This window comes from Streptomyces sp. PsTaAH-124 (genome assembly GCF_000373685.1).
Lineage (GTDB): Bacteria > Actinomycetota > Actinomycetes > Streptomycetales > Streptomycetaceae > Streptomyces > Streptomyces andamanensis.
This window is the reverse complement of sequence record NZ_KB892173.1, coordinates 12627-25477: the sequence shown is the minus strand read 5'-3', so window position 1 is coordinate 25477 and position 12851 is coordinate 12627. Positions and strand designations below refer to the sequence as shown.

Genomic DNA, 12851 nt, shown 5'->3' with positions numbered 1-12851 from the left:
TGGGGTGCGAAGGGAGTGCGAGAGGAGTGCGAAGGGGCGGACGGTGGTCAGGGCTTGCGGGCGATGGCCGCGTGGATGCTGGGGTCGCCCGCCGAAGGGTCGTTGATGTCGGCGTACTTGATCCGGTCGATCAGCTCCAGGGACTCCAGGTACTCCGGGTCCGGCACGCGCAGCACGGGCGCCGCGCCGTCCGGCCGCCAGTGGTGCACGGGGACGATGCCCGGCTCGGCGGGGGTCAGCCCGTTGTCGCCGAAGAACCGCTCGACCTGCTCGCGCGTGCGCAGCACGAAGGTCATCCCGCTGTTCTTCAGGGAGCCCACCACCTTGGAGGTGCCCGCCGGATTGAGGTCCTCGGCCAGATGGCTCAGGACCAGCCAGCTTCCCGGGGGCAGCGCCGCCAGCAGGTCCCGGACCAGGCCGTAGGCCGCCTCGTCCTCGATGAAGTGCAGCACCGCGAGCAGCACCAGCGCCACGGGCCGGTCGAAGTCGAGCGTGCGGGCGGCCTCTTCGACGATCTGCGCCGGGTCGCGCAGATCGGCGTCGACGTAGTCGGTGCGGCCCTCGGGCCCGGAGGTGAGCAGCGCGCGGGCGTGGGTGAGCACGATCGGGTCGTTGTCGACATAGACGACCCGGGTCTCGGGGGCGAGGCGCTGGGCGATCTGGTGGACGTTCTCGGCGGTCGGCAGCCCGGTGCCGATGTCCAGGAACTGCCGGATGCCCTCGTCCCGTACGAGCGTGGTGACCGCGCGACGCAGGAAGTCCCGGTTGTAGCGGGCGGTGAGGTAGCCCCGGGGGTGCTGGGCGATGGCCCGCGCCGCCGCCTCCCGGTCGACCGGGTAGTGGTCCTTGCCGCCCAGCAGGACGTCGTAGACCCGCGCCGGATGCGGCTTGGTCGAGTCGATCCGGCTCCGCAGCTCGGCGGAGTCGTGGCTGAGGGCATCACCGGGCATGGCGCTTCTCCCTGTAAAGGTCGTCCGATCGCGAACAACCTAGCCGCCCACGGCACTTGGCCGCGCCCGGGGCCCGGTGCACTCAGCTCCCCAGTTCCCGTTCCCAGCCGTGGCCGCCCAGCGGGCTGACGTAGCGCGGACGGCCCTGCGCCCCGCTGGTGCGGAACGGCTTGCCGTGGTCGTCGACGCGGACGGTGCCGTGCCGGTCGCCGCTGGACCAGTCCAGCTCCAGGTACCAGCTCACGTCGTGCCCGGCGGTGTGCCCGTTGACGTAGAACACCTCGGGGTCGGACTCGCTGACCTTGTACGGGAAGTTCCGCTGTCCGGCGATGGGCTGGGCCAGCGGGTTGCCCAGGTCGAGCGAGACGTCGAAGGACTTGGTGTCCACCCCGCCGCCGCAGCCGTTGCTCATCGCGTACGAGTTCCAGGTCAGCGGCGCGTCACTGCGCACCACCCGCACGTGCAGCCCCTGGAGCACGACCGTCTCGGCGCCGCTGCCCTGCACGGTGAGCACGACCATCTGGCGGTCGGCGGCGACCGCGCCCAGCGGCGTGCCCCAGCCGACCACGTCCTGGAGTCCGGGCGGCGGCGGCACGTTCTTCGGGCTGCGGTCCACCAGGAAGCTCTGCTCACAGGGCACGTCCCAGTAGTACGGGGTGACGCCGACCGTGACCGGCACGGCGCCCGGCCGGCCGTTCGCGCGGGACGAGGTGGAGCGCGGGGCGGCCGGGGTGTGCCCGGGAGCCGAGGAGGACGGCGGGGCGGAGGCGGAGCGCGAGGGCGCGAGCGAGGGGGACGCGCTGCCGTCCGGGTCCGTCGAAGGCGTGGTGCGGTCTTCGGTGCCGGTGGCGGAGACCGCGGCGGCGGCGCCTTCCGCGGTGCCGGACGGATGGGCACGGCCGCCCGGCACCAGGTGCACCACGAGCGCGGTCGCGGCGGCCACCGCCACGATCCCGGCGCCCGCGAGCAGGGCGGTGGGACGACGGCGGCCGCGCGGTCCGCCCGCGTCCTCGGATCCAGGACCGGAGCCGGGGCCGGGGCCGTGATCGAGAAGCGCGGGGGCGGGGGCGGGGTCCGGCGCGGCCGGTGATCCGGTCCCGGCGGAACGGCCGGCCGGTGCCGTCCCGTCCGCCGTGTCCTCCACCGTGCCCTCCGACGTGTCCTGCGCCGTCGCCCCGGCCGCCGGACCCGCCCCCTTCGTCCCGCGCAGCGCGTCCGCGCGGACCCAGCGGCGGTGCAGTTCGAGGAGTTCGTCGGGGGTCGCCCGGCAGAGGCGGGCCAGCCGCTCGACGGGCGCGTAGTCGGTCGGTACGACGTCACCGCTGACGTACCGGTGCACGGTCGACGCGCTCATGTGCAGGCGCTTGCCGAGGGCCCCGTAACTGAGTCCGGACCGCTCCTTCAGCTCCCGCAGCAGCCCGGCGAAATCGTCCCCGGTCACCCTCCAGCCCCCTCCTCGCATCCCCGGACGGCGTCCCAGACGGTTGCCGTTCCCGCAGGTCAGACCCGCTTTTGGCATTCCAGCATCCCGGTTGTCCCGGCAGCTGTGGCCGCCGGGACGGATCCTCCCACAAGCTGTGGATCAGCCGAACACGGCGCTCCCGGCCCACCGCCTCACGGCGACCGGTCGAGCGCCGTTCTCCACGGCCTCCCACTCATCCGTACCGAGGAGTTGCCATGTCCGCTCGCATCCGCCGCACCCGCCGCACCCGGCTGTTCACCGCCGCCGCGATCGCCGCCGCCGCCCTGTCCCTGACGGCCTGCCAGAGCGGCGGCGACGACAACGGCGCGGGCGCCGCGTCCTCCGCCGCCCCCGCGGGATCCGTACAGAACGAGCAGCCGTCCGGAGCCGCCTCCGCCGGTACGAAGGCCCCGGACGGGACCGGGACGGGGACGGGGACGGGCTCCGGTTCGGGCTCGGGCTCGAACTCCGGTTCCGGTTCCGCCGCCGGGAAGGGCTCCTCCGCGAGCGGCGGCACCTCCAAGAGCGGCGGCAGCGGTTCCGGCGCGGGCTCGCGGGACACCGGCGACTCCGACGCGTCCTCCGGGAAGCTCGCGAAGTGCGGAGCCAAGAGCCTGCGTTTCAAGGCGGCCACGGTCTCCCGTCCCCTCAACCACCTGCTGATCACCGCGACGAACACGGGCTCGCGGACCTGCATGCTGCCGATGTACCCGGCGGCCCGCTTCGGCGAGGCGCAGTCGGTGCCGCCGGTGGCCGAGGAGACCAAGCCGCAGGCGGTGACCACGCTGGAGCCGGGCCAGTCCGGCTACGCGGGCGTGCTCCTGTCCGGCGACGGGGACCACGGGCACACCGTCACCACCCTGACGATCCCCTTCGACGACGGCTCCATCGGCACGGTCGCGCTGCCCGGCAGGAGCGTCTACGTCGACGACAAGCTGACGGTGACGTACTGGGAGAGCACCATGGAACCGGCCGTGGACTTCTGATCCACGTCCCGTACCGCATCCCAGAGGGACGCCGTCTGCGCAGGTCACAGGGGGTAGTGACGTTCCGGCGTCCCGCATCGGGGGCCGGTTGTGGCGCGGGGTGGTGCCCACGGATCAAGCTGGGCAGCACCCGCCGCCGACCACGGCCTCCACCTCACAAGAACCGCTCGTGCCCGCCCTCAGGGGGATCTTCCATGCCCGCACGCCCCACCCGCGCACGCCCCGCCCGCGTCCGGCTGCTCGCCGCGACGGTGCTCGTGCTCGCCGCCTTGGCCGCCCTGACGGGCTGCGACGACGGTCAGGGCGTACGCGACGAGGGGCCGTCCACGGACTCGGCGTCGCTGGGGCGGCCGTGTGCGACGGCCGCCGTCCAGCCCGGTCCTCAGCGCAGCTTCTGCGCGACCTCGACGGCCCAGTAGGTGAGGATGTTCCGCGCCCCGGCCCGCTTGATGCCGGTCAGGGTCTCCAGGATGGCCCGCTCCCGGTCCACCCAGCCCTTCTCGGCCGCGGCCTCGATCATCGCGTACTCACCGGAGATCTGGTACGCCGCCACCGGTACGTCCACCGCGTCCGCCACCTTGGCCAGGACGTCGAGGTAGGGGCCGGCCGGCTTGACCATGACCATGTCGGCGCCCTCCTCCAGGTCGAGGGCCAGCTCGCGCAGCGACTCGCGCAGGTTCGCCGGGTCCTGCTGGTAGGTCTTGCGGTCCCCCTGGAGCGAGGAGCCGACCGCCTCGCGGAAGGGACCGTAGAAGGCGGAGGAGTACTTCGCGGTGTAGGCGAGGACGGCGACGTCCTCCCGGCCGATCTGGTCGAGCGCGTCGCGGATGACGCCGATCTGCCCGTCCATCATCCCGCTGGGGCCCACGACATGGGCGCCCGCGTCGGCCTGGACCTGCGCCATCTCGGCGTACCGCTCCAGCGTCGCGTCGTTGTCGACCCGGCCCTCGGCGTCCAGGACACCGCAGTGGCCGTGGTCGGTGAACTCGTCCAGGCACAGATCGGACATGACGAGCAGGTCGTCGCCGACCTCGGCGCGCACATCGCGCAGCGCCACCTGGAGGATGCCGTCCGGGTCGGTGCCCGCCGTACCGGCGGCGTCCTTCCTGGCCTCCTCCGGCACGCCGAAGAGCATGATCCCGGAGATCCCGGCGGCGACCGCCTCGGCGGCGGCCTTCTTCAGGCTGTCGCGGGTGTGCTGCACGACCCCGGGCATCGCCGTGATCGGCACCGGCTCGGCGACACCCTCGCGCACGAAGGCGGGCAGGATCAGATCGGCCGGGTGCAGCCGGGTCTCGGCGACCATGCGCCGCATGGCGGGAGTGGTGCGCAGCCGACGAGGTCGCGTACCGGGAAAGGATCCGTACGTCGTCATGTCCCCTACGCTACGCCCGCCCCGGACACCCTCTTGCCGACGCCCTGTCGACCCCGGCACCCCCTCCGCACCACGGAACCACCGCCCCGCGCGGCCCCTCGGTGGAGCCTGATCCGGGGCGGTCAGTCGTCCGACTGGGCGGCCAGCAGCTCGCGGGTGCGGCGAGCCAGCGCCTCCCGCACGGAGTCCGGGGCCAGGACGCGCAGGGGTACGGCCAGACCGAGCAGGTATCCGGCGAGGCCGTCCGGGTCCGGGCCGCCGATCTCGACGACGGTGGCGCCGGGGCCGTCCGGCCGGTGGGTGCCGACGGTCGCCGGGACCAGGCGCAGCGCCTCCTCCAGGGACAGCGGGAGGCGGACCGTCGCGGTCAGCGGGTAGGGGCCGTTGGCGGTGGAACGGGAGACGAGCTGCGCCGGGTCGGGGGCGTCGGTCAGCTCCACCGGCTGCCCGGTCGGCTGGACGCGCTCGACCCGGTCCGCGCGGAAGGTGCGCCACTCGTCGCGGTCCACGTCCCGGGCGACGAAGTACCAGCGGCGGCCGGTGTGCACGAGCCGGTGCGGGTCGACGTCCCGGACGGTGGACCGCCCCTTGCCGTCCCGGTACGCCAGCCGGGCGCGCTCGGCCCGGCGGCAGGCGGCGGCCAGCTCCAGCAGCATCCCGGAGGTGATCTGCGGCGCGGCGCTGCGCGGGGTGTGCACGAAGGCCGCGTCCATCTCCTCCAGCCGCTCCGCGATCCGGCGCGGCAGCACCTGGCGCAGCTTCAGCAGCGCCGACAGCGCGGCCTGGTCGCCGCCGAGCGCCCCGCTCAGCGCGGCCTCGCGCAGGCCCACGGCCACGGCCAGGGCCTCCTCGTCGTCCAGGATCAGCGGCGGCACCCGGGACCCGGCCCGCAGCCGGTAGCCGCCCCAAGGGCCCGGTTCGGACTCGACGGCGTAGCCGATCTCCCGCAGCCGGGCGATGTCGCGGCGCACCGTGCGCTCGGTGACCTCGGTGCGCTCGGCCAGCTCGGCACAGGTCCACGACGGCCGGGCGGCCAGCACGGAGACCAGCCGCAGCAGCCGGGCGGACGCACTGATCACGCCGGAAGTCTTCCACAGCCGCCGCACGGCCGGACGGACAACCAGGACCGGAACTGTCCTGGTCCCGTCCTACGGTCCTCGCATGAGCACTGAGCACACCGAGAACGCCGGGAACGCCGAGCACACCGCATCCGCATCCCCCGCGTTCCGCTACGCCGCCGTCACCTTCGACTGCTCCGACCCCGCCGAACTGGCCCGCTTCTACAGCGAGATGCTCGGCCTTCCCGTCACCTTCTCCACCGAGGACTTCTTCTTCCTCTCCCGCGAGGGCGCCCCCGGCCTCGGTTTCCACCGCCTCGCCGACCACCGCCGCCCCACCTGGCCGGACGGCGACCAGGGCAAGCAGGCCCACCTCGAAGTGGGCGTCGACGACCTGGACGCGGCCGAGGCCCATCTGCTGGCCCGGGGCGCGGAGAAGCCCGGCCACCAGCCCTCCCCCGGCCGCTGGCGGGTCCTGCTGGACCCGGCGGGCCATCCGTTCTGCATCACGACCCTGGTCTGAGGCACCGGCCCGCGGGCCCCGTCGCGTGCGAGAGCCGTTCCGCGCGTGGAGGAGCCAGTCCCGCTCCCCCCGGGCGGGACCGGCTCCGGTTCACGCCCGGTCACGGGGTCAGGGGGTCACGACCCACTTCTGGTTGGCCGCGCCGTTGCAGTCCCAGATGCCCAGCTGGGTGCCGTTGGCGGTGTTGAAGCCCAGGTCGTCGAGGCACTTGCCGGAGTTCTCGTTCCGCAGGGAGCCGTCGTTCTGGAGCACCCACTTCTCGCTCTGGCTGTCCCCGATGCAGTCGTAGATCTCCACCTTGGTGCCGTTGGCGGTGCCGCCCCAGACGACGTTCAGGCACTTGCCCAGCGCCCGGACCGTGTGGTCGTCGCCGATGGTCCACCACTGCGCGTTCGTGCCGTTGCAGTCGTAGATCTGGACCGGGGTGGCGACCGTGGTCTTGCCGCCCTTCACGTCCACGCACTTGCCGCCGTAGCCGACCAGGCGGCCCTGCTTGCCCGAGACGCCCACGACCACCGCGTCCAGCAGCTTGCCCACGTAGGAGCGCGGCAGCGAGCAGACGGCCGTCGAGGTGCCGTTGCCGGTGACCAGGCTGCCGTACACCTTGTAGTCGACCGGCGTCCCGCCGTCGACGTAGAAGCAGCCGGCCTCCGCCCGCCACACCGTGCTCGGTGCCACCCCGCTGCACGACACGGCACCGACCGGGCCGTTGCGCTGAGCCGAACAGCTCCCCGGGCTCGCGGCCTGTGCGGTGCCGGGGAGGACGACCACGGCCGTCAGCACTCCCAGCAGAGCCGTTCCCGAAGCCGACACGGTACGTCTGACGCTACGTCTCACAGTCATGCGCCTCTCTGTTCGTTCACGTCTGGTCACGTCTGTTCACGAAAGCGGTGCAAGTGCGTTTTTGGAGCATCGGAAGCCTGATGGGGCCAGAGAGGAATGTCAACTGACATGGACGATTATCGGACTTCATTCATCTCAGTTGATGCCGCCGTAGCGTGGATCCGGACACGGAAACGGCGGAGCGCCCCCCGCACGGGGGGCGCTCCGCCGTAGCGCTCAGCGCGTACGTCCGCTCAGGCAGGAGGCCCGCTCAGGTCGTCGACCGGCGCCTGCGCGCACCCGGCCGCCGCTCGCTCGGCCGGGTCACCGGGTCACCGGCCTCCAGGGCCGCGGCCCGGCGCTTGAGGCCGAAATCGGCCAGCGCCTCGGCCAGCCTGAGGACGGACGGCTCGGGAGCCATCACGTCCACGCGCAGACCGTGCTCCTCGGCGGTCTTGGCGGTGGCCGGGCCGATGCAGGCGATCACCGTCACGTTGTGCGGCTTGCCCGCGATGCCGACCAGGTTGCGGACCGTGGAGGACGAGGTGAAGAGCACCGCGTCGAAACCGCCGCCCTTGATCGCCTCCCGCGTCTCCGCGGGGGGCGGCGAGGCGCGCACGGTGCGGTAGGCGGTGACGTCGTCGACCTCCCATCCCAGCTCGATCAGCCCGGCGACCAGGGTCTCCGTGGCGATGTCGGCGCGCGGCAGGAAGACGCGGTCGATCGGGTCGAACACCGGGTCGTAGGGCGGCCAGTCCTCCAGGAGACCGGCGGCCGACTGCTCGCCGCTGGGCACCAGGTCCGGCTTCACCCCGAAGGCGATCAGCGCCTTGGCGGTCTGCTCGCCCACCGCCGCGACTTTGATGCCCGCGAAGGCGCGGGCGTCCAGGCCGTACTCCTCGAACTTCTCGCGGACCGCCTTGACCGCGTTGACCGAGGTGAACGCGATCCACTCGTAGCGGCCGGTCACCAGGCCCTTGACCGCGCGCTCCATCTGCTGCGGGGTGCGCGGCGGCTCCACGGCGATGGTCGGCACCTCGTGCGGCACCGCGCCGTAGGAGCGCAACTGGTCGGAGAGCGAAGCGGCCTGCTCCTTGGTGCGCGGCACCAGGACCTTCCAGCCGAACAGCGGCTTGGACTCGAACCACGACAGCTGGTCGCGCCGCGCCGCCGCGGCACTGCGCTCGCCGACCACGGCTATCACCGGCCGGCCGCCGTCCGGGGACGGCAGCACCTTGGCCTGCTTCAGGGTCTGCGCGACCGTGCCGAGCGTGGCGGTCCAGGTGCGCTGGCGGGTGGTCGTGCCGCCGACGGTCACCGTCATCGGGGTGTCCGGCTTGCGGCCGGCCGTGACGAGCTCCCCGGCCGTGGCCGCCACCGAGTCCAGCGTGGTGGACACGACGACCGTGCCGTCCGAGGCGCCGACCTCCGTCCAGCAGCGGTCGGAGGCGGTACGGGCGTCGACGAACCGCACGTCGGTGCCCTCGGCGTCGCGCAGCGGCACACCGGCGTACGCGGGCACGCCGACGGCGCTCGCGATACCGGGGACGACCTCGAAGGGCACGCCCGCGGCGGCGCAGGCGAGCATCTCGGCGGCGGCGTCCGTGTCGAGCCCGGGATCCCCGGACACCGCACGGACGACCCGCCTGCCGCCCCGCGCGGCCTCCATGACAAGATGTGCGGCATCCCGCACCGCGGGGGCCCCGACGGCCGCTGACGTACCGTCAACGACCTTCAGCTGCGGCGTGCCCGTGCCCTGGACGGCGTCCGACGAGGGACCGGCGTCCGTGTGCACGACCGACACGCCCTGGCGGGCATGCGTGCGTACGACGTCGAGCACCTCGTGCTCGGCGACCAGGACGTCCGCGCTCGCCAGCGCCTCCACGGCGCGCAGAGTGAGCAGTCCCGGATCTCCGGGTCCGGCACCGAGGAAGGTGACGTGCCCGTGTTCCGGACCGGCGGGAAGGGTGGTGGGGCTCAATGTGCTCGCTCCCCCATCAGACCGGCCGCGCCCTGGGCGAGCATCTCGGTGGCGAGTTCGCGACCGAACGCCATCGCAGCGTCGTGCGTCGGGGGCACGGGACCGGTGGTGGACAGCTGCACCAGCGCGCTGCCGTCGGTCGTGCCGACGACGGCCCGCAGGCGCATTTCCTTGACAGTCTGCCCGTCGGCCAGGATGTCGGCCAAAGCACCCACCGGGGCGCTGCAACCGGCCTCCAGGGCGGCGAGCAGTGAGCGCTCGGCCGTCACGGCGGCCCGCGTGAGCGGGTCGTCGAGTCCGGCGAGCGCGGCGATCAGTTCCGCGTCGTCCGCGGAGCATTCGACCGCCAGTGCCCCCTGGCCGGGGGCGGGCAGAACCGTGTCGACCGACAGGAAGTCGGTCACCTCGTCGGCGCGGCCGATCCGGTTGAGTCCGGCCGCGGCCAGGACCACCGCGTCCAGACCGCCGTCGCGGACGAACCCGATGCGGGTGTCGACGTTGCCGCGGATCGCGACGGTCTCGATGTCCAGGCCGTGGGCGCGGGCGTACGCGTTGAGCTGGGCCATCCGGCGCGGCGCGCCGGTGCCTATGCGGGCGCCGCGCGGCAGGTCGGTGAACTTCAGCGCGTCCCGTGCGACCAGCACGTCCCGCGGGTCCTCGCGCTCGGGCACGGCGGCCAGGACCAGGCCGTCGGGCTGCGCGGTCGGCAGGTCCTTGAGCGAATGAACCGCGAAGTCCACCTCGCCCCGCAGCAGCGCCTCGCGCAGCGCGGCGACGAACACGCCCGTGCCGCCGATCTGCGCCAGGTGCTCGCGCGAGACGTCGCCGTACGTGGTGATCTCGACGAGCTCGACGGGCCGCCCGGTCACCTGGCTCACGGCATCCGCCACCTGCCCGGACTGGGCCAAGGCGAGTCTGCTGCGCCTCGTCCCCAGTCTCAGTGCCTTGTTCCTCATGCTGGCCCTCGGTTCTTGCCGTTCTTCACGTGGTCGTCGATGGCGACGGGGTCGCTCACGGCCCGGGAGACGGCGGCCACCGTCTCCTGGTCCAGGTCGAACAGGGTGCGCAGCGCGTCCGCGTACCCGGCGCCGCCGGGCTCGGCCGCGAGCTGCTTGACCCGTACGGTCGGCGCGTGCAGCAGCTTGTCCACCACTCGCCGCACAGTCTGGGTGATCTCCGCGCGGTGCTTGTCGTCCAGGCCCGGCAGCCGCCCTTCGAGGCGGGCGATCTCGCTGGACACGACGTCGGCGGCCATGGTGCGCAGGGCGACCACGGTGGGCGTGATGTGCGCCGCCCGCTGGGCCGCCCCGAAGGCCGCGACCTCGTCGGCGACGATCCGGCGGACCTGGTCGACGTCGGCCGCCATCGGCGCGTCGGCGGAGGCGTCGGCGAGCGACTCGATGTCCACCAGGCGCGCCCCGGCCAGCCGGTGCACGGCGGCGTCGACGTCGCGGGGCATGGCCAGATCCAGGACGGAGAGGACCGGCTCGGGGCGCGGCAGCACGGCGACCGGTTCGGGCCTGCGGCGCTCGGGGACCCGGCCGACGGTGGCGGCGGTCGCGGCGAGCGCGGTGATCAGCTCGGCGTCCGCGCCGGCCTCCGCCTGCGCGTCGCGCGTACGGTCCCGCTCCAGCAGCGAGGTGCCGCCGTCCACCCACGCGCCGTGCTGCTCCAGGGTGGCGGCGTCGATGCCCGCCACGGCGGACTCGCCGAGCAGGGAGAAGGCGGGCTCCACGGCGGCCAGGTCCAGCGGGCAGTTCTCCTCACCGGCACCGGCGGGCGGCAGCGGCGTCGTGGCCGTCTCGCGTGCGTCCGGCTTCACCACCGGGGCGGTGCGGCTCCGGGCGGACTCGGCGTACGGGGCGGCCGGGTCCGTGCGGCCGTCGTGCGGGGCCGCGACGGGTGCTCCGGTACGGCCCTCGATCGCGGCGGCGATCGCCTCGGCCGTCAGGACGAGTCCCGTCGCGCCGGTACAGGAGACGGCGACATCTGCACGTGTCAGCTCGGCCGGCACCGCGTCCATCGGTACCGCGCGGGCCGGCACGTGCGTGTCGTCGCCCTCGACGAGGATCCGGGCGAGCCGCTCGGCGCGCTCCTGGGTGCGGTTGGCGATCACGACCTCGGCGACCCCGGCGCGCGCCAGGGTGGCGGCGGCCAGCGACGACATCGAACCGGCGCCGATGACCAGGGCCTTCTTGCCGCGCGCCCAGTCGGCGACGGGCGCGCCCGCGGACAGCTGCTCCAGGCCGAAGGTGACCAGGGACTGCCCGGCGCGGTCGATGCCGGTCTCCGAGTGCGCCCGCTTGCCCACCCGCAGGGCCTGCTGGAACAGGTCGTTCAGCAGCCGCCCGGCGGTGTGCAGCTCCTGGGCGCGGGCCAGCGAGTCCTTGATCTGGCCGAGGATCTGGCCCTCGCCGACGACCATCGAGTCCAGTCCGCAGGCCACCGAGAACAGGTGGTGGACGGCCCGGTCCTCGTAGTGCACATAGAGATAGGGAGTGAGTTCCTCCAGGCCGACCCCGCTGTGCTGGGCGAGCAGCGTGGACAGCTCGGCGACACCGGCGTGGAACTTGTCCACGTCGGCGTACAGCTCGATGCGGTTGCAGGTGGCCAGGACCGCGGCCTCGGTGGCGGGCTCCGCGGCGACGGTGTCCTGGAGCAGCTTGACCCGGTCGTCCGCGTTCAGCGAGGCGCGCTCCAGGAGGCTGACCGGGGCGCTGCGGTGACTCAGTCCGACGACGAGCAGGCTCATGCCGGCATCACGGCGGGGACGTCCCCGTCGGGCCCCTGGTCGGCGGAGCGCTTGCGGGCGGCTGCGGCGGGGGGCAGCGGACCCTCGGCGGCGGCCTCCTCACCGGCCTTGCGCTGCTCGTGGAAGGCGAGGATCTGGAGCTCGATGGAGAGGTCGACCTTGCGCACGTCGACCCCTTCGGGGACGTTCAGCACGGTCGGCGCGAAGTTCAGGATGGAGGTCACCCCGGCGGCGACGAGCCGGTCGCAGACCTGCTGGGCGGCGCCCGCGGGGGTCGCGATCACGCCGATCGAGACGCCGTTGTCCCGGATGATCGCCTCCAGCTCGTCGGTGTGCTGGACGGGGATCCCGGCGACCGGCTTCCCGGCCATCGCGGGGTCGGCGTCGATGAGCGCGGCCACCCGGAAGCCGCGGGAGGCGAAGCCGCCGTAGTTGGCGAGCGCGGCGCCGAGGTTGCCGATACCGACGATCACAACCGGCCAGTCCTGGGTCAGGCCCAGTTCGCGGGAGATCTGGTAGACGAGATACTCGACGTCGTAGCCCACACCGCGGGTCCCGTAGGAGCCGAGGTAGGAGAAGTCCTTGCGCAGCTTGGCGGAGTTGACTCCCGCCGCCGCCGCCAGCTCCTCGGAGGAGACGGTGGGCACCGAGCGCTCCGACAGCGCGGTCAGGGCTCGGAGGTACAGCGGAAGCCGGGCGACGGTGGCCTCGGGAATCCCTCGGCTACGGGTCGCCGGTCGGTGAGTTCGGCCAGTTGCCACGGTGCTCCTGCGGGTAGAGCGGGGCTCTGGGCGGCCACACGTCCCCGGACCGCCCCGTCGACAGCAGGCTATGTCTTTGTGAACGCGTGCACAAAGATGGTGTCCGATTTGCCCGGCCAACGTGACCGGGGTCACGCGCCCCCGGCGCACACATCTGGAACCGGCGCACACGCCGCCGCGT

General features: G+C 73.4%; 12 protein-coding genes. 3 read left to right on the top strand and 9 right to left on the bottom strand.

Features of this window, described 5'->3' with window-relative positions; genetic code table 11:
• Positions 1-47: 47 nt before the first annotated feature.
• Both B086_RS0119950 and B086_RS0119945 read right to left on the bottom strand, forming a co-directional pair.
• A complete protein-coding gene (locus B086_RS0119950; RefSeq protein ID WP_018568199.1) occupies positions 48-950 on the bottom strand; it encodes an SAM-dependent methyltransferase in 903 nt (300 codons plus the stop codon).
• 82 nt (positions 951-1032) lie between these two features.
• Positions 1033-2391 (bottom strand): helix-turn-helix domain-containing protein, encoded by a 1359-nt coding sequence (locus tag B086_RS0119945; RefSeq protein WP_018568198.1) that lies wholly within the window; start codon positions 2389-2391, stop codon positions 1033-1035.
• A gap of 236 nt (positions 2392-2627) precedes the next feature.
• Between B086_RS0119945 and B086_RS0119940 the strand changes: the two genes are divergently transcribed.
• Complete coding sequence (locus tag B086_RS0119940) at positions 2628-3398, top strand: DUF4232 domain-containing protein (protein WP_018568197.1); 771 nt, start codon at positions 2628-2630, stop codon at positions 3396-3398.
• Positions 3399-3592: 194 nt separating this feature from the next.
• Complete coding sequence (locus B086_RS40300) at positions 3593-3817, top strand: hypothetical protein (protein WP_018568196.1); 225 nt, start codon at positions 3593-3595, stop codon at positions 3815-3817.
• On the opposite strand, the gene hemB is transcribed toward B086_RS40300, so the two are convergent.
• Both hemB and B086_RS0119925 read right to left on the bottom strand, forming a co-directional pair.
• Positions 3781-4773, bottom strand: coding sequence for a porphobilinogen synthase (gene hemB, locus B086_RS0119930; RefSeq protein WP_026252597.1), 993 nt, complete (start codon positions 4771-4773; stop codon positions 3781-3783). The two genes, B086_RS40300 and hemB, sit on opposite strands and share 37 nt — an antisense overlap.
• Before the next feature lie 122 nt (positions 4774-4895).
• On the bottom strand, positions 4896-5852 hold the full coding sequence (locus B086_RS0119925) for a helix-turn-helix transcriptional regulator (protein WP_037873721.1): 957 nt from the start codon (positions 5850-5852) through the stop codon (positions 4896-4898).
• 82 nt (positions 5853-5934) lie between these two features.
• Here B086_RS0119925 and B086_RS0119920 point away from each other — a divergent pair, with 82 nt between their 5' ends.
• Positions 5935-6354, top strand: coding sequence for a VOC family protein (locus tag B086_RS0119920; RefSeq protein ID WP_018568193.1), 420 nt, complete (start codon positions 5935-5937; stop codon positions 6352-6354).
• Between the two features lie 108 nt (positions 6355-6462).
• Here the strand turns inward: B086_RS0119920 and B086_RS0119915 are convergent, their stop codons facing one another.
• From B086_RS0119915 to B086_RS0119895, 5 genes are all read right to left on the bottom strand, one after another.
• A complete protein-coding gene (locus B086_RS0119915) occupies positions 6463-7167 on the bottom strand; it encodes an RICIN domain-containing protein (protein ID WP_026252596.1) in 705 nt (234 codons plus the stop codon).
• Positions 7168-7447: 280 nt separating this feature from the next.
• Positions 7448-9157 (bottom strand): uroporphyrinogen-III synthase, encoded by a 1710-nt coding sequence (locus B086_RS0119910; RefSeq protein ID WP_018568191.1) that lies wholly within the window; start codon positions 9155-9157, stop codon positions 7448-7450.
• The gene (gene hemC, locus B086_RS0119905; protein ID WP_026252595.1) at positions 9154-10113 is read right to left on the bottom strand and encodes a hydroxymethylbilane synthase; all 960 of its coding nucleotides are present in this window, start codon (positions 10111-10113) and stop codon (positions 9154-9156) included. Before hemC ends, B086_RS0119910 begins: the two co-directional genes overlap by 4 nt.
• Entirely contained in the window at positions 10110-11909 is a 1800-nt protein-coding gene (locus B086_RS0119900) for a glutamyl-tRNA reductase (RefSeq protein ID WP_018568189.1), read from the bottom strand. Before B086_RS0119900 ends, hemC begins: the two co-directional genes overlap by 4 nt.
• Positions 11906-12670, bottom strand: a complete 765-nt coding sequence (locus B086_RS0119895; protein ID WP_026252594.1) for a redox-sensing transcriptional repressor Rex — start codon at positions 12668-12670, stop codon at positions 11906-11908. The genes B086_RS0119900 and B086_RS0119895 overlap by 4 nt, the downstream gene beginning before the upstream one ends.
• Positions 12671-12851 lie beyond the last annotated feature (181 nt).

Excerpts from the sequence above, each read along its gene's own strand:
- B086_RS0119950 (WP_018568199.1), bottom strand. The coding sequence starts at position 950 with ATGCCCGGTGATGCCCTCAGCCACGACTCCGCCGAGCTGCGGAGCCGG.
- B086_RS40300 (WP_018568196.1), top strand. The coding sequence starts at position 3,593 with ATGCCCGCACGCCCCACCCGCGCACGCCCCGCCCGCGTCCGGCTGCTC.
- hemB (WP_026252597.1), bottom strand. The coding sequence starts at position 4,773 with ATGACGACGTACGGATCCTTTCCCGGTACGCGACCTCGTCGGCTGCGC.
- B086_RS0119940 (WP_018568197.1), top strand. The coding sequence starts at position 2,628 with ATGTCCGCTCGCATCCGCCGCACCCGCCGCACCCGGCTGTTCACCGCC.
- B086_RS0119920 (WP_018568193.1), top strand. The coding sequence starts at position 5,935 with ATGAGCACTGAGCACACCGAGAACGCCGGGAACGCCGAGCACACCGCA.
- B086_RS0119900 (WP_018568189.1), bottom strand. The coding sequence starts at position 11,909 with ATGAGCCTGCTCGTCGTCGGACTGAGTCACCGCAGCGCCCCGGTCAGC.
- hemC (WP_026252595.1), bottom strand. The coding sequence starts at position 10,113 with ATGAGGAACAAGGCACTGAGACTGGGGACGAGGCGCAGCAGACTCGCC.